This window comes from Brevundimonas sp. M1A4_2e, from assembly GCF_053345555.1.
Window position 1 is genome coordinate 259,588 of sequence record NZ_JBKFAI010000002.1, and the last position, 16,378, is coordinate 275,965.

The 16,378-nt window shown below is 66.9% G+C and carries 12 protein-coding genes and 1 tRNA gene; 6 read left to right on the forward strand and 7 right to left on the reverse strand.

Going from position 1 to position 16,378, the window contains the following annotated elements; genetic code table 11:
- Positions 1-35 precede the first annotated feature (35 nt).
- Entirely contained in the window at positions 36-608 is a 573-nt protein-coding gene (locus ACLBV5_RS05890; protein ID WP_201105680.1) for an HNH endonuclease, read from the forward strand.
- Positions 609-715: 107 nt separating this feature from the next.
- Here the strand turns inward: ACLBV5_RS05890 and ACLBV5_RS05895 are convergent, their stop codons facing one another.
- The 3 genes from ACLBV5_RS05895 to rpmB all read right to left on the reverse strand — a co-directional run bounded on the left by ACLBV5_RS05895 (position 716) and on the right by rpmB (position 6,205).
- Positions 716-3,595 (reverse strand): TonB-dependent receptor domain-containing protein, encoded by a 2,880-nt coding sequence (locus ACLBV5_RS05895; protein WP_313631843.1) that lies wholly within the window; start codon positions 3,593-3,595, stop codon positions 716-718.
- A gap of 510 nt (positions 3,596-4,105) precedes the next feature.
- Positions 4,106-5,803 carry a M1 family metallopeptidase gene (locus tag ACLBV5_RS05900; protein ID WP_447605094.1) on the reverse strand — a complete coding sequence of 566 codons (1,698 nt, stop codon included), beginning with the start codon at positions 5,801-5,803 and terminating at the stop codon, positions 4,106-4,108.
- A 105-nt stretch (positions 5,804-5,908) separates the two neighbouring features.
- Positions 5,909-6,205: a 50S ribosomal protein L28 gene (gene rpmB, locus ACLBV5_RS05905; protein ID WP_003170390.1), complete on the reverse strand. Its 297-nt coding sequence runs from the start codon at positions 6,203-6,205 to the stop codon at positions 5,909-5,911.
- Positions 6,206-6,434: 229 nt separating this feature from the next.
- On the opposite strand from rpmB, the gene ACLBV5_RS05910 reads away from it, so the two are divergent.
- Positions 6,435-6,920, forward strand: a complete 486-nt coding sequence (locus ACLBV5_RS05910) for a DUF3617 domain-containing protein (protein WP_235599143.1) — start codon at positions 6,435-6,437, stop codon at positions 6,918-6,920.
- A 75-nt stretch (positions 6,921-6,995) separates the two neighbouring features.
- Here ACLBV5_RS05910 and ACLBV5_RS05915 read toward each other — a convergent pair whose 3' ends face one another.
- The gene (locus ACLBV5_RS05915; protein WP_025978494.1) at positions 6,996-7,538 is read right to left on the reverse strand and encodes a CarD family transcriptional regulator; all 543 of its coding nucleotides are present in this window, start codon (positions 7,536-7,538) and stop codon (positions 6,996-6,998) included.
- Between the two features lie 308 nt (positions 7,539-7,846).
- Positions 7,847-8,188 (reverse strand): ferredoxin FdxA, encoded by a 342-nt coding sequence (fdxA, locus tag ACLBV5_RS05920; protein WP_003166185.1) that lies wholly within the window; start codon positions 8,186-8,188, stop codon positions 7,847-7,849.
- A 168-nt stretch (positions 8,189-8,356) separates the two neighbouring features.
- Here fdxA and ACLBV5_RS05925 point away from each other — a divergent pair, with 168 nt between their 5' ends.
- Positions 8,357-9,007, forward strand: coding sequence for a YceI family protein (locus tag ACLBV5_RS05925; protein WP_447605095.1), 651 nt, complete (start codon positions 8,357-8,359; stop codon positions 9,005-9,007).
- A 131-nt stretch (positions 9,008-9,138) separates the two neighbouring features.
- Here ACLBV5_RS05925 and ACLBV5_RS05930 read toward each other — a convergent pair whose 3' ends face one another.
- Positions 9,139-9,414 (reverse strand): RNA-binding S4 domain-containing protein, encoded by a 276-nt coding sequence (locus ACLBV5_RS05930; protein WP_025978492.1) that lies wholly within the window; start codon positions 9,412-9,414, stop codon positions 9,139-9,141.
- Positions 9,411-11,936 (reverse strand): helicase-related protein, encoded by a 2,526-nt coding sequence (locus tag ACLBV5_RS05935; RefSeq protein ID WP_447605096.1) that lies wholly within the window; start codon positions 11,934-11,936, stop codon positions 9,411-9,413. The genes ACLBV5_RS05930 and ACLBV5_RS05935 overlap by 4 nt, the downstream gene beginning before the upstream one ends.
- 284 nt (positions 11,937-12,220) lie before the next feature.
- On the opposite strand from ACLBV5_RS05935, the gene ACLBV5_RS05940 reads away from it, so the two are divergent.
- From ACLBV5_RS05940 to ACLBV5_RS05950, 3 genes are all read left to right on the forward strand, one after another.
- Positions 12,221-12,297: transfer RNA gene (locus ACLBV5_RS05940), tRNA-Arg, on the forward strand.
- A gap of 250 nt (positions 12,298-12,547) precedes the next feature.
- Positions 12,548-14,605, forward strand: coding sequence for an SIR2 family protein (locus ACLBV5_RS05945; protein WP_447605097.1), 2,058 nt, complete (start codon positions 12,548-12,550; stop codon positions 14,603-14,605).
- A 40-nt stretch (positions 14,606-14,645) separates the two neighbouring features.
- Positions 14,646-16,355, forward strand: a complete 1,710-nt coding sequence (locus tag ACLBV5_RS05950) for a hypothetical protein (protein WP_447605098.1) — start codon at positions 14,646-14,648, stop codon at positions 16,353-16,355.
- Positions 16,356-16,378: the final 23 nt, after the last annotated feature.

Below are 16,378 nucleotides of genomic sequence, written 5' to 3' on the forward strand. Positions count from 1 at the left end.
GTCGCGTCGATAACCCCCCGTATCTGCGGGAGGGCCTGATGCAGGTCCTGACCCGTCCGCCGTCCGGCTTTCCAGCCCTGGTGCTGAACGCCGATTTCAGGCCCTTGTCCTACTTCCCTTTGTCGCTTTGGCCCTGGGAAGAGGTGGTCAAGGCCGTGTGGCAGGACCGCGTCGACGTGGTCGCCACCTATGACAAGGTCGTGCGAAGCCCCTCGCTGGAGATGCAGCTGCCCAGCGTGGTCTGCCTGAAGTCCTATGTGGACCAGGACCGCAAGCCGGCCTTCACCCGTTTCAACGTCTTCCTGCGCGACGGTTTCGCCTGTCAGTACTGCGGCGAGCCGGGCACGTCCCAGGACCTGACCTTCGATCACGTCATCCCGCGCTCGCGCGGCGGGCGCACGACGTGGCAGAACATCGTCGCCGCTTGCGGACCCTGCAACCTGAAGAAGGGCGGCCGCACGCCCGGCCAGGCGCAGATGCCCCTGCGCCGCACCGCCCACCAACCCAGCGCCTGGCAGCTGCAACAGGCGGGACGTCGTTTCCCGCCGCACTTCCTGCACCAGAGCTGGCTCGACTATCTCTACTGGGACATCGAGCTGGAACCCTAGGCCGGGCGGCATGAAAAAAGGCCCGCCGAGGCGAGCCTTGAAGTTTTCAGCTCCAGAAGCGACGGAAAGCGAATGCTTCCCGTCGCCCTGTTTGACCTTCGTTCTGATTAGAACTTCAGACGCAGGCCGAAGGTGTAGTAGCGGCCAATCGCATCATAGGTCTGCGGGAAGGTGTTCCCGTTGTTGGACGCCGTGGTGCCGATGTTCGAGCCGACCTCGGGGGGCGCCTCGTTCAGCAGGTTGTTGACCGTCGCCGTGAAGCGCACGGTTTCGGTGAGGTCCCAACGCGCGGTCAGATCGAAGTAGTTGTAGGCGTCGATCTTGGCGTAGGGGGCGTACCAGTTGCCGGTGCCCGGCTCGACCACGGCGCCGTCCAGGTGACGCCACTGCAGCGAGGCGGCGTAGTCGCCCAGCGACCAGGTCGCACGGCTGGTCCAACGCTGCTTCAGGCGCGGCTCGCCGCACGAGGTCGAGTAGAAGCCGACGCAGTCGCGCAGGATCGACGACGGGGTGGCCTGGCTCTCGTTCTTGGTGACGATGTTGCCGTTGACGCTCAGGTCGATCCGGCCGACGTCGCCGAAGCCGTAGTCCGACAGTTCGACGCGATAGTTGGCCGCCAGGTCGAAGCCCGACACCCGCTCATTGCCCAGGTTGGACAGCAGCAGGGCCACGCCCGGGGATTCAACGCCGTTCAGCGTGCCGTTGGCCGTGTTGCGGCCGATCAGCTGACAGAACTCGTTGAACGTCAGGCTCGGGTTCAAAGCCGTGCTGTAGCAGCCCTGGATGACGTCATTGACGCTGTTGCTGCTGACGGTCTTGTCGATCTTGATGTCGTAGTAGTCCAGGCTCAGACGCAGGCTCGGCACGAAGGCCGGTTGCCAGACGGCGCCGATGGTCCAGGTGTCGGCTTCTTCCGGACCTAGGTTCGGGTTGCCGCCGGTGAGCACGTTGACCTGGCCCGAGTTCGGCGGCGCGACGAAGCCGACGGCTGCGGTCGGAACGCCCGTCAGACGGCACAGGTTGCTGAGCGTGCCGGCCGAGGTGGCTTGGCCCGCGTTGATGCTGGCGCCTTGGCAGGGGTCGACGGCCAGGTTGCTCAGGCCGGTGACCTGCGGGTTGAACAGCTCGCCGATGTTCGGGGCGCGGGTGGCGCGCTGGAACATGGCGCGGACGCGGACGTCCTCGATCGGCGACCAGTCGCCGCCGATCTTGTAGCTGCCGTAGTCGGTCTTGGCGCCCGAGGCTTCGAACTCGGTGTAGCGGTAGCCCGCTTCCAGGTTCAGGCTCTGGACGAAGGGCAGGTTCTCGACCAGCGGGATCGACAGTTCGGCGAAGGCTTCGCGCATTTCGAACTGGCCTTCACGATCCGGAACCGGCGCGCCGGTGCCCAGGACTTCGCCGTTGATCTGGGACGGAGCATCGGCGCGCGTGGCGGCGCCGGAACGACGCCATTCCAGGCCGAAGGCCGTCGCGATCGGGCGGGCGGCCCACGGGCTGCTCAGCTGCTCAGGCAGGACGCCCGAGATCGAGCCCGAGATCACATCCTGGTCGATCGAGGTCTTATTGATCGAGGCCAGGTTGATGTAGTCGATCATCGCTTGGGTGATCGAGCCTTCGGCGCCGAAGACGTTGATCGGCACGCAGCCGGCCACCGGGGTGGTGGTGCCTGGAGCGATACACTGGGTGGCCGAGGTCGTGTTCAGCGCATTGCGCAGCTTGGAGAGCGAGCCCCAGTCACGACGCGTCACCAGCTGCTCGGTCTCGCCGTGCGAGGCGTAGACGTCGTAGTTCCAGCTGGCGCCGATGTCGCCGCGGATGCCGGCCAGCAGTTGAACCGTCTTGTTCTCATAGTCCACCGGGCGGCTGCCCATCTCGGTGAAGCGGCGGTTGATGGTCAGCGGAACGATGGTGGAACCGGCGGCGCCGGGGACGCAGCTGGCGGCCGGGATGCCGCGCGCCGCGCAGAGCTGCTGGCGCATCGGTTCAGGGATGAGCGGGTTGCCGATCGGCACGCTGTAGGTGTTGCCGAACGTCCCGGTCGGAGCGTTGTCCAGCGAGACGTTGCTCTGGACGTAGGTCAGGTGGCTGTAGACCTCGGCCGCCGGGCTGATCTTGTAGGATCCCAGGGCGTTGATCTGATAACGGCTCAGCGGCGTCTGATACAGGTTGAACGGGTTGTAGTTATAACCTGCCGAGTTGTAGCCGGGTGAGCCCGCGCCGATCAGGGCGCCAGTGGCCGGATTGATTTCGGCGCCGGACGGCAGCGGGGTCCCGCCAGCGACGGGCGTCACGCCAAAGCGGCCGGGGACCGAGGTGCCCGAACCGAGCGGAGCGCCAGTGTTCGACGAGCGCGCGACCAGACCCCACGGACGCTGATCCTGATACAGCGGGTCGGTCTTGGTGTAGCCGAAGCTGACGACGGCGTTGCCGCGGTCGTCGGCGAAGTTGCCGCCGATGGTCAGGTCGACCTTACGACGGATGGCGTCGTTTTCTTCGGACATGCCGTAGGATGAAGCAAACTCCACCCCTTCGAAGTTGTCCTTGAGGATGAAGTTGACGACGCCGGCGACGGCGTCAGCGCCGTACACGGCCGAGGCGCCGCCCGAGACGACGTCGATGCGCTCGACCAGCGCCACCGGGATGGTGTTGGTGTCGACGACGCCGGCCAGGTTGAACGGCACCACGCGGCGGCCGTTGATCAGCACCAGCGTACGGTTGGTGCCCAGGCCGCGCAGGTTGATGGTCGCGCCGCCGCCCGAGCCGTTGTTGGTGGCCGAACCGACAGCCGGAACGGCGGCCGGCAGGTCCTTGACCAGTTCTTCGACCGCGACCGGTTGCTCCAGGGCGATCTCTTCGGCCCCTACCGATGAGATCGGGCTGGCCGCCTCATAGCCCGGCTGGCGGATGCGCGAGCCGGTCACGACGATCGCGCTGACCTCGGACACTTCCTCGCTGACCGATTGCGCCATGACAGGCGTGGCCGCCATGAAGCCCAGCGCAGCTCCCCCGATTATTGTCGTTGCGAGCAACTGCTCGCGCATAAATCTCTTTTTCAAAAGAGGCCCCCATTGAAGAACGCGCGCCCATTATTGCTGAAGGTTCTTCCCCAGCCTGGGCCGCTACCGTACGTCACAATCGTCGACGTGAGCTTAGCTATAGCCATATGACAGCGCCCGGAAAAAGCCATGTTTAGGTCCAGAAGTCGAGTCTTGCCTTTTTTGCGCTTTATTTTCGTCGCTTTGACACATTTGCCACATTCTGGCGGCCCGCGCGGGTGGCGGCCCGTGCGGCGGCGCAAGAAGGACGGATCGCTCTAGCCCCGGTAAACTGCCTGGAGGCGACAGGCTTGCGTCGAGCCTGTCGTGGGATTGGGGACGATGGGAACTCACATCCGCCGTCTTTCGACAAAGCGGGCGCAGCTAGCCTGGCGCGCCTAGAGGTCTTGCTCAAGGCATAGGGCAACGGGCGCCCTGGCCGGTGCGAGTGTCGCGCAGGCGCTAGTTCGTCTTCGCCTGCGAGGCTTTCCACGCCTCCAGATATTCTAACCGTCTCAGTAATTTCGAGCCGGGGTCCAGCAGGATGTGCGCGCTTTCGGGGGCGGTGAAGGTCGCGCGGCCGTCGGTCATGGGCAAGGTGAGCGGCTCGCCGTCCACCTCGACCTCGACCGGCAGGGGGAAGGGGCGGCCGTTTCCGGTCTTCCACTCCAGAGTGACCTGCTCGTGCTGCCGCGACATGACAAGGTCGGGCAGGGCGGCCTGGTAGAGGTAGGCGTCGAAGAACCAGCCCAGGTCGCGGCCGGTCACCTCATTGACGATGGCCATGTACTCGCGGGTCGTGGCGTAGCGCGGCTGGAAGTTCCCCGGCTTGGGATCGGCGCGGCCATAGACCAGGCGGCGCAGGCTCTCATAGAAGGCGTCGTCGCCGATGTAGAGGCGCAGGGTGTGGGCGATCAGCGCGCCCTTATAGTAGAGATCCAGCGCCGGGCCGGTCTTGTCGTCATAGACGCTCGCCGCGTCCTGCGACTGGCCGGACACGACCGGGAAGCGGTTCGCCAGGGTCAGTCGCATGGTCTGAAGTTCGGCCTGCATGGTCCGCTCGCCGTTGAGCCAGCGGGCGTAGAGGGGCTGCATATAGGTGCCGAACCCTTCGTGCAGCCACATGTCGTCCCAGTCGGCGTTGGTCAGCTGATTGCCGAACCATTCGTGCGACAGCTCGTGCTGCAGCAGCCAGTCGTAGCCCTTGCCGTCCAGCTTATAGCCGTTGCCATAGGCGTTGATGGTCTGGTGCTCCATGCCCAGGTGTGGGGTCTCGACCACCCCCATCTTCTCGTCGCCGAAGGGGAAGGGGCCGATCGTGGCCTCATAGAAGTCGAGCATCTGCGGGAACTCGTCGAACAGGCGCTGCGCCTTGGCCGGATCGGCCGAGGCCAGGCGCCAGAAGCGCAGCGGAATCACATTGCCGAACCGGCTGCGATAGTGGGCGGCCATCTCCACATAGGGGCCGACGTTCAGGCTGATGGCGTAGGTGTCGGGCTGGCGCGTCGTCCAGTTCCAGGTCGTCGTGCCGTCGCCATTGTCGCTCTTGCCCAGAAAGCGCCCGTTGGCGGGGGCGCTGAGGGTCGAGGGGATGGTGATGTGCAGATCCACCTGCTCCGGCTCGCCCTGCGGATGATCGATGCAGGGCCAGAACAGATCGCAGCCCTCGCCCTGAACCGCGCTGGCGATCCACGGCTGGCCGTCGGGCGTGGTCGTCCAGACGAAGCCGCCGTCCCAGGGTGCGCGCTTGGCCTGATGCGGGCGGCCGGCATAGGCGATGCGGACGTTGGCCGTCTCCCCGATCTTAAGAGGGCGGGGCAGGGGGATGGTCAGCCGTCCCTCGGGGTTGGACCAGTCGGCGACCGCCTGACCGTCCACGGTGACGGCGGCGATGGCGAAGACGGCGTCCAACTCGACCACGACCGCGGCCGTCGGCGCTGTGGCGGTGAAGTCCAGAACGGCGACGCCTTCCAGCGACTGCGTCTCGGGCAGCAGTTTGAACGACAGGTCCGCCTTGTCGAAACGCAGGGCCAGTTGTTCAGGCGTACGCGGCGTGCCGCTGGACAGGGTGAAGGCGGAGGTTTCGCGCGCGGCCTCCTGGGCGAAGGCTGGGGACGACAATAGGGCCGTGGTCAGGCAGAGGGCGGCGAGAGGACGCAAGGCTGTGGCTCCGGCTGGACGAGCCGTGAGGGTAGCGGGAGCGCGCTCAAAAGAAAAAGGCCGGTGTTTCCACCGGCCTCTTCAAAATCCGTCAGCTGACGCCAATCAGGCGGCGGCTTGCTCGGCCAGCTTGGCGCGGACCTGACGCTTGATGCGCAGGGCGGCGATCGACAGCTGCTCGTCGCGCGCCTTGACGATGAAGGCGTCCAGGCCGCCCTTGAAGTCCAGGGTGCGAAGCGCGGCGTTCGAGATACGCAGCGAGAAGGTTTGGCCCAGAGCGTCCGACTGAACCTTGACCGTCTTCAACGACGGCAGGAAACGACGCTTGGTCTTGATGTTGGAGTGGCTCACGTGATTGCCGACCATGGGGCCGATACCGGTGAGTTCGCAGCGACGCGACATCTGAAGATCCTCAAGGTCACATCCGCAATACCGGCGCGGACGCATGAAACAGGGGCGCGGCAAGCCAAGGAGGCCTACGCGAGAGGGGGCCGTATAGAGGAATGAATCGTCGGGCGTCAAGGCCGGAGTCGTGGCGCAGTACGCGTCGAGTCATTGTGAAGGCGAGGGATCACCTTCGTTCAGCAGCCGTTCAAGCCCTGACTATATAGAGAACCCCATGATGAGTCCCATGAACGGCAAATCCATGAAGACCCTGCCCAACCTGGCCAAGCTGATGGCCGTCGCCGCCCCCATGGTCGCGGGCGCTGTTATGCTGGCCGCGCCCGCGTCGGCGCCCCAGGCCCAGTCGGCCGCCCAATCCGAGGTCCTGCCCGGCTATTGGGAATACACTACGAGCGTGATGGGCGCTCGCGACACCGAGCAGAAATGCGTTCGTCCCAGCGAGATCAACCGCTTCTTCGGCGGCCTGTCGACGCGTAAATGGCGCTGCACCTACCCCACGCGCGAGGTCGGCGACGGCAAGGCCCGCTTTGAAGGCAGCTGTCAGGATCGCAAGGGCCGGCGCATCAACGTGCGTCTGAACGGGACCTATGAGGAGCAGGCCTTCCGCTTCAACGGCGGCGCCCAGCTGGCGCGCGGGACGCCCTACATCCCCGCCAGCATCACGGCGCGGCGGCTGGCCGCCCAATGCCCGGCCGGTGCGGAGTATTTCTAAACTCAGCGGTTCGGCCCAAAACAAAAGGCCCGGCGTCGCCGCCGGGCCTTTTTCATTATCGGCAGGCGCCTTAGATCAGGCGGCTTCAGCCTCTTCGGCCGCAGGAGCCACCGGCTTCTTGGCGCTGAGCGACTTGCCCAGCAGAGCCATGGCGGCGTCCTTGTCGATCTTGTTCGCAGCGGCGACTTCACGGGCCATGCGATCCAGAGCCGATTCATAGAGCTGACGCTCCGAATAGGACTGTTCCGGCTGGGTGTCGGCGCGGTGCAGATCGCGGACCACCTCGGCGATCGAGATCAGGTCGCCCGAGTTGATCTTGGCTTCATATTCCTGGGCGCGACGCGACCACATGGTGCGCTTGACGCGGGCGCGGCCCTTCAACGTGGTCAGGGCCTTGGACACGGTGTCGTCGGCGGCCAGGGTGCGCAGACCGGCGGTCTTGGCCTTTTTGGTCGGGACGCGCAGGGTCATTTTTTCGTGCTCGAAGGTCACGACGTAGACCTCGAGCGCCATGCCGGCGACTTCCTGAGTCTCGATCGCGGCGACCTTGCCGACGCCGTGCGCGGGATAGACCACCGCATCGCCAACCTTGAATTCCAGACCGGTCTTGCTCGTCATGTCATTCCTTTCCCGAACCGAAGGGCGAGATCTCCGCCGTGTCTTTCAAAGCAAAATCCGCCCGTCCGCCGGGCAAGGAGCCAGGCGGTTGAGCGGAGGTGGTATTGTCAGACGCGAAAAAGGATCACCGAACCTCTGGCCGACCCCGTCCTCGCGGCGAGGTTCTGTCGTAAATGCGGGCGGCGCGCAGACTTGCGGTACCGCCCGTTTCGAATAGGGAGGAACCTATCATAAAATTAGGAAATCTCAAAACATCCACAGGGCCGTCGGCGACGACTGGCACATTGTGACTGCAATGTGGCGACTTCTTAGGAGCCTTTGCCCGGCTTGGGGCTGAAATACTTCTCGAACTTGCCGGTTTCGCGTTCGTACTGCTCGCGGTCCGCCGGGGGGACGCCCTTGACCGTGATGTTGGGCCAGACCTTGGCGTATTCGGCGTTGACCTGCAGCCACTTGCCGTCCGGTTCGTCCTCGGTGTCGGGGACGATGGCGTCGACGGGGCACTCGGGCTCGCACACGCCGCAGTCGATGCACTCGTCAGGGGCGATGACCAGGAAGTTCTCGCCCTCGTAGAAGCAGTCCACCGGACACACCTCGACGCAGTCCATGAACTTACATTTCACGCAGGCGTCGGTGACGATGTAGGTCATGGCGTTTCGGGCGGGCCTGTGGCAGCGAGGAGGTCGAGGGCGGGCACATGGCCCCGACGGAACCAACTGTCAACCGACGGCGCTGTTGCAACGCTGTTCAGGCCCGACGGCGCCGGGCCGCGCTTCCTTTCGCCAACGCCGAATCATCGTCTTCCTGGAGGCAGCCCTATGACTTTCAATCAAGGTTTCATCCCTCGCTCGGCTCTCGGCCGCATCGGCGCCGCCGGCGTGGCGCTTAGCCTGCTGACAGGCGGCGCGGTCGTCGCCCAGGCCGCCATGACCAAGGTCCCGGCCGAAGTGCAGCCTGGCGACTACAAGCTGGATTCCGCGCACGGCAAGATCACCTGGTCGGTCGATCATCTGGGCTTCTCGACCTATGTCGGTCAGTTCGTGAACGTGCAGGCCGAGCTGAAGCTGGATCCCGCCAATCCGTCCGCCAGCACCCTGACCGCCACCATTCCGCTGACCGACGTGGCGTCCAACTCCGACGGCCTGAACAAACACCTGCAGACGGCGGATTTCTTCGACACCGCCAACCATCCGGTCGCCACCTTCCGATCGACGCGGATCATGATCGACGCAGATGAGCCCGGCGAGGCGATGGTTCACGGCGATCTGACGTTGCGCGGCGTGACCCGTCCGGTCGTGATGGAGGTCGAGTTCAATCAGGCCGGTCCGACGCGCGGCGGCTACAAGGCCGGGTTCGACGGCGAGGCGACGATCAAGCGGTCCGACTTCGGCATCAACTTCGGCCTGCCCGCGCTGGGCGATGAGGTGAAGCTGCACATCGAAGGCGAGTTCGTGAAGCCGCAGGGCTGAGTTCTCCTACCCATGGAATGGGGAGGGGGACCGCGTAGCGGTGGAAGGGCTTCTGCGCTTGAGGAGGCGGCCCCTCCGTCTCGTCGGCTGCGCCGCCGATCCACCTCCCCATTGCATGGGGAGGAGAGGGGTTAGTCCAGCGCCTCATACAGAGCACGCGCTTCCTCTGGCGGGCCGCGCCTTTCGCCCGTCTGCACCACGCGCACGGCGACCAGCCGCCCGCCCTGGGCGAACAGCACCTCGTCGCCGGGGTGAACGCTGCGGCTCGGCTTGTCGAGGCGCGTCTGGACGCCGTTGTGCGTGAGGCGGATCGCGCCCTTCTCGACCATAGAGGCGGCCAGGCTGCGGGTCTTGGCGAAGCGCGCCCGCCACAGCCAGAGGTCGATGCGACAGCTCTCCACGCTCATTCGGCGGTCTTGCCGGCCGCCGCTCTGCGGGGGCGTCGCCGGGGTCTGCGCGCCGTCTTGGGCGTGGCTGAGGGGGCCGGGCGCGCCGGCTGGGTCAGCTGGGCGAGGGCGGCGAAGGGCGAATCCTTGGGCGGCGGCATGGGCGTGCCGGGGCGCGGCGCCCGTTCGGCGCGCGGCGTGCGCAGGGCGGCCTGGATCGCCTTGGCCTGATCCGCCGTCCAGCCGAGCGCATTCAACGCTTCTGCTGACAGCGGCTCCTTGCCAGCCGCCCGCGCGGCGTCAGCGAAAGCTTCCAGCGCCTCGACCGGCGCTGTCCAGCGGTCGACCGCGCGTCGGCCGAAGGCGGACAGAGCGCGCGCTGAGGGCGCCGGCTCCGGCAGGGGCAGCAGGCCCTCGCCGGCCAGACCGTTGGCCGCCTCGCGCGGCAGAAAGGCCTGGGCCAGCGCCGCGCCGCGCGGCTTCGTCACGCCCGGCAGCCAGACCGAATGGGCGCCGACGCGGATGGCGAAGGTCTTCAGCGTGCGCCGCTCGTGCTGGCTCAGCGCCGCCAGGTCGCGCTCGACCTCGCGCCGCGGGATCAGGCCCCCCGCCTCCATCAGGCGGAAGGCCAGGCCGCGCGGCAGGCCGGTCAGGGCGCCGCTCTCGATCGCATGGCGCAGCCGTTTCAGCGGCTTCAGCGCGCGTCCGGCCTCGCCCGCCAGCCAGGCCTCCATGCGCCGCTCGGCCCGCTCGCGCGCAGGCGCCGGCCCCAGTTCGCCCAGCAGCCGCACGCGCGGCGAGAAGGGGTCTTCATTGACGATGCGGCCGGTCAGGGCCCCGGTCCACAGAACTCCGCCGTCGGGTGTGACGCCGAAGGCCGCGTCCTCGTCTGCCGCCAGTCGTCCCAGCCGCCGCGCGACCTCGGGCCCCACGGCCCGCGTCGCCGCCTGCCGCAGCGCCCGGTCGGCCAGGGCCGATCCGCCCGCGTCGACGGTGAAGCGCACCCCGTCCAGATGCCCGACCACCTCGCCCTCGACCGTCACCTCGCCGTCGTCAGCCACGCCCGCCAGCACGTCCGAGCGCACATGCAGCGCCCGCATCAGGGCCGCCGTGCGCCGGTCGACGAAGCGCGCCGTCAGCCGCTCGTGCAGCACGTCGCTAAGCCGCTCCTCCAGCGCCTTGGTCTTGTCGCGCCACTCCTGCGCGCCCGCCATCCAGTCGGGCCGGTTGGCGATGTAGCTCAGCGTCCGCACCCCCGACAGCCGGGCCGAAAGCTGGTCGATCTGGCCGTCGTCGCGGTCCAGGTCGTTGAAACGCGGCGCCACCCAGTCCTCGGTCAGCCGACCGCGTCGGCTGGTCAGGGCGGTAAAGATCTCCTTCGACAGGCGGGCGTGCTCGTCCAGCGTCGTCTTCTGGAAGTCCGGCAGCTGGCATGCCTCCCACAAACGCATCAGGGCGCCGCGCGAGCGGGCGATCTTCCTGACGTCCTCATCGACCGCAAAGCGCCGCAGCAGGGTTTCGTCCAGCGCCTGGGCCGTCAGCCGCAGTCCATGACGGTCTGGCGTGACCGTCAGCGAGCGCAACAGGTCGGGCAGGGTGTCGAAATCCAGCCGCCCGCTGCGCCACTCGGCCGCCTCGACCGGATCGAAGCGATGCTCGACCACCTGTTCGACCAGGTCCTCGTCCAGCTCTTCCGCCTCGCCCGTGACGCCGAAGGTCCCGTCGCGCAGGTGCCGCCCGGCCCGCCCCGCGATCTGGCCGATCTCGGCGGCGTGCAGCCAGCGCGTGCGCCGCCCGTCGAACTTCCGCAGGCCCGCAAAGGCCACATGGTCCACGTCCATGTTCAGCCCCATGCCGATGGCGTCGGTGGCGACCAGGAAGTCCACCTCGCCAGACTGGAACAGCTCGACCTGGGCGTTGCGGGTGCGGGGGGACAGCGAGCCCATGACTACGGCCGCCCCGCCCCTCTGACGGCGCAGCAACTCGGCGATGGCGTAGACCTGCTCGGTCGAAAAGGCGACGACGGCGCTGCGGCGAGGCAGGCGGGTCAGCTTCTTCGACCCGGCGTAAGACAGCGTCGACAGACGGTCGCGGGTCACGATCTCCGCATCCGGAACCAGCGACCGCATCAGCGGCGCCATCGTCCCGGCGCCCAGGAACATGGTCTCGAACCGCCCGCGCGCGTGCAGCAGCCTTTGCGTAAAGACGTGGCCGCGCTCGGGGTCGGCGACCAGCTGGATCTCGTCCACCGCCAGGAAGTCGACCGACCGCTCCAGCGGCATGGCCTCGACCGTGCAGACGAAGAAGGCGGGTCGGGGCGGGACGATCTTCTCCTCGCCCGTGATCAGGGCGACGCAGGCCGCCCCGCGCCGCTTGACGATCCGCTCATAGATCTCGCGCGCCAGCAGCCGCAGCGGCAGGCCGATCATGCCCGAGCCATGGCCCAGCATCCGCTCCACCGCCAGGTGGGTCTTGCCAGTGTTGGTGGGGCCCAGGATCGCCGTGACGCGCGATGGAGCCATGCCTGCGGACCGATCGCTCATGACCCGCCCAAGGTGGCGAACCCCGCCCGCTTGCACAAGCGGGGCCGACAGGAAGAAAGCGGGGGCGAGGAATCGTAAGCGGAACCTTACCGCGCCCTGGAACACGGGCGAAACGAATCATGATCGAATCGGCGACGTCCACCGATTCAGGCTTTGTTCCCTACTAGGGATAGTAGCTTAACGCGCCTTAACCACAACGGCCAACCGTGGCGCGATCGTCGCCGAGCGATCCGTTTTCGCAGGGGCTTCCCTGACGCCTCAACCTCCTTTAGGCAGACGCGCGTGGCCCCGTAGCTCAGCTGCATAGAGCAAGGCTTTCCTAAAGCCGAGGTCGGAGGTTGGAGTCCTCCCGGGGTCGCCACCCCTCTGTCGGGACCACTTAGAACTGGCTCAAAACCAGTTAGAACTGGCTCAAAACCAGTTAGAAGTGGCTCAACATGAGAGCCGATCGCAATTTCGCGCCAAGCCTCGAAGCGGCCGGTTCTGACTCTTTGCAGCGGTTGGCGATGTCCATTTTCGTACAAGGTGCAGTCCGGCCGCATACCTCTTGAGGTAGAGCTGCAATTGCTCCACCACCTTAGCAGTTCGCTGTCATCTCGGAACCGCACCGCGTGCCCCAATTCGTCCGCCATGGCCCCGTCGTTCCGGACAGCCTCGTCCAGGACCTAGAGGACGATCGCGTCGTGATCTTTTGCGGCGCCGGCATCTCCATGGGCGCCGGGCTACCGGACTACCGGGGACTGGTCGAATACTGCTTCGCGGAGCTGGGCCAGGTCCCGCCAGGCCCGCGTCACAAGGACTGGGATTGGCCCGACCGCCTCCTCGGCTTTCTGGAGAGCCGGGTGAGCCCGGCGCGCGTAAGGGAGAGAGTCGTCGAACGGCTCTCCCAGCCGGCTCGCGACCTTGACATGCATCGGGCCATTCTCGCCCTCGCCCGCCTGCGCCGCTCCGACGGCATGCGGTTGATCACCACCAACTTCGACCATTTGTTCGAACACGCGGCGACGGGGCTGCGACTGGGGGAGGACTACCACGCAGGGCCGATCCTCCCCATTCCGCGCAACGATCGCACGGCCAGCTGGCGCAGCCTGGTCTATCTACATGGTCGCCTGGGGGCCGCCCCGAACACAGATCTCGTCCTCACAAGCGCAGACTTCGGTCGGGCTTATCTGACGGAGGCCTGGGCCGCGCGCTTCGTGGCACGGCTATTCGCCGACTTCACCGTTCTCTTCATCGGGTACAGTCTGAACGATCCGGTCCTTCGCTACATGACCGACGCCTTCGCGGCCGAGGATGAGGTGGCCCGCGTCGTTAGCGCAAGAGGCCCGGCCTATATCTTCACGCCTTATAAGGGGCGAACACCTCCCTCTCGGCAGCCCTTCACCGACCGCAAGCTCGAGCCGATCTTCTACAACCAGGCCCGCCATCACCGGCTGCTCAAGGACACGCTGGTCGCCTGGGCCGAGGCGCGGGCCGACTATCTGGCCAATACCACGGCTCTGATCCGCCGCATCGCGCCCTTCAGGCCGGACCGCATCGCGCCCACCGACACGGACAATCTGCTCTGGGCGGTCGCTGGACGCGCCGGGGACGACGGGCACGGTGCGCGCACCTTCGCCGCGGTCGGCGAGCCCGATCCTGGCGGGGTCACGCCGGATGTCCCGCCACCGATTGAATGGTTCGACGCCTTCGAAGCTCGCGATCGCGACAGCCTGGAGGCCCACGAGGGGCGACTCGAGGCGGCGCGAGAGGCGGACCGGGCGGCGCCCGCGTCGCCGATCCTGCATATCGACCCCTTGTTCCCCGTGGTCGAGGATCATCGCAACACCGTCCTGCCTTCCGTAAGCCGCAATCTGATCCCGTGGCTCGTCAGGCTCCTGCGCAGCGAGGGGTTCGTCGACCGGGTCATCGCCAAGCTCCGCGCGAACCGACGGCTGCATCCTCAGCTTCGTCAGGCCATTAGACGCCGCCTCGCGGCCGATCCTGCGCTCCCGGACGGCCTCCAGCGTTTCTGGCGCATCGTCTCGTCCGAGGGGGAGTGGACCTTCGCCCACGCGATGGAACATCCGGGCGGGGTCGCCACCGCCGCGATCGCGACCGGAGCGGAGCCAGCCTGGCTCCGACTCGAGATCCAGTCGGCCTTGCGCCCGGTGCTGGACTTGGACGTCTCTTTGATGCGTCGCGTCCGTACAGCTGACGACGATCCCGAAACCTTCGGCGACCGGTTCCGTGGCGTCGCGGAAGGCGAGGTCAAGCTGGCCGATGAAGACCATGTGGCGGGTCTAATCGAGATCGTGGATCGCCGGCCTGAAGCGGAGCGGTTCTGGGCGGGTCTGATGCCCGACCTCACCCACGCCCTGACCGCTGTTCTGGATGTCTATGCGGCCGCCGACCAGGCGACGCTCGCCACGGACCCCAGCCTCTATCAGCGCCCGTCCGTCGTCCCTCACGATCAGAACCGGAACCACGATCGATGGACCTCGCTGTTCGATCTGCTCTGGCGCGGATGGGTCTATCTGGACGAGCACGAGCCGGACCTCGGGAGACATTATGTGGCTCGGTGGCGAACCATCCCCTACCTCGCGTTCCGGCGCCTGAGGGTCGCGGCGATGGCGCACAGCGATCACTTCTCGGACGCCGAGCGCCTGGAGCTGTTGGCCCATGACTGACATCCCGCTGCTGTGGAGTTCAGGCGCCCGCAAGGAGGTGATGGACCTGCTTCGTCGAATGTGGAGCCAGGGCGACGACGCCGCGCGAGAGGCGGTGTCGAGGCTTCTGGTCGCGGGTCCGCCCGAGGCGTTGCTGGCGCGGCTGGATGAGGATCGGCGCACGGCCTCGCGCGATCGCCGCATTTACGATCGGCTGTCGATCTTGCAGCGTCTCGGCGAGCCGCCGCTGACCCCCGCGCTCGAGGCCGAGGCAAGGCGTCTGCACGCCCTCTACCCCGAATGGGAAGTCGCCGAAGGCGAACGCGCCGACTTCTCCACCTGGATGGAGTTCCGCGTCGGTCCGGACACCCGCTTCACAGTGGACGATCTCGCCCGGCTGGAGCCCGCAGCCTTGGCGATCCAACTCAGAGAGGCGGGAGACGACCGCGAAGGCCGGTTGGAGATCTGGCGGGACCTGGCCGCGCAGGACCCGGCCAAGGCCCTCGACGTCCTCCAGCTCACGCCGACCGACGCCGACCAGGCCGACATCTGGGTTCACGGCCTTTGGGGCGTGCGCGACCAGGCGCGAGCGCCGGACACACGAGATCGCCTGCTGCTCCTGCTACTCGGCCTGCCGGACGAGCTTCTGAACCAGGCCGATGTGGCGCGGGCCGCCGCCGATGTTCTGGCGGTCGCGGCCAAGTCGCGGCCCGCTCCGGGCGCGGACGATCCCTTCTGGGCCGTCTTCGATCGCGTTCTTGCCGCCGCCTCCCGGGATCCGGACAATGCCGAAACGCCAGAAGGCGGCGGATGGGTCGGTCTGGCGATCAACCGCTCCATGGGCTCCCTGGCCTCGGCCTTCTTCGACGCATTGTTCGGCCGAGCCCTCAAGGTGGGGCAGGGGATTCCGCAGGACGCCCGGCCGCGCCTGATGCGACTGCTGACCACGGCCGAGCCGGAGCATCGGCCGGCGCGGGTGATCGCCGCCTCGCGCCTGTCCTATCTCTATGCGGTCGACCCAGATTGGACCCGCGCGCATCTCCTCCCGCTGTTCGACTGGCGCGATGAGATGGAGGCGACCGCCGCCTGGCAGGGGTTCGGCTGGCAGCCGCGTATCGATGAGCGCCTCTGGCAAGCGCTCAAACCCTATTTCCTGCCCTCCTTCACGCGCGAGCGCTTGCTGGGTCTGGGGACGGCGGGGACGCAACTCGCGGCGATGCTGATGCTGGTCGGCGTGGAGTTCGGCCTCGACGAACTGCCGCGAGACGCTGCTCGTGATGCTATCCGCGCGATGCCGGAGCGTCTGAGGTATGAAGCGGCCGCCTGGATCGCCCATTATCTACGCGACCTCGCGGGCGGCGCGGCAGACGAACCCTCTGCGGACGACGCCTGGGTCGAACGGGTCGGTCCCTGGCTCGCCCGGGTCTGGCCGCCAGAGCCTGATCCTGACGGCAGAGGCGTCGCCGCCCAGTTCGCGCGGGCGATCGTCGCCCTAGACGAGGCGTTTCCTCAGGCCCTGCAGGCGCTTTCGACTCATCTCATCCGGGGCAGCGCTGACATGGTCCTGCATGAACTCGCCGCCTCCGCCCACCCCGACCGGCACCCTCGGGAAACGCTGACGCTCCTCGACAGGATCATGGACATCAATCAGATCTGGATGGTCGATGAGCTCAGGAACATCCTGGACCGTTTGGGAGCCGCGGCACCGGATATCACCGGGGCGAATGAATACCGCCGGCTCGACGAGCGCTTGAGAGCCGCAGCCCGCTGAGGCCGGGCGATCCTGATCGTCTG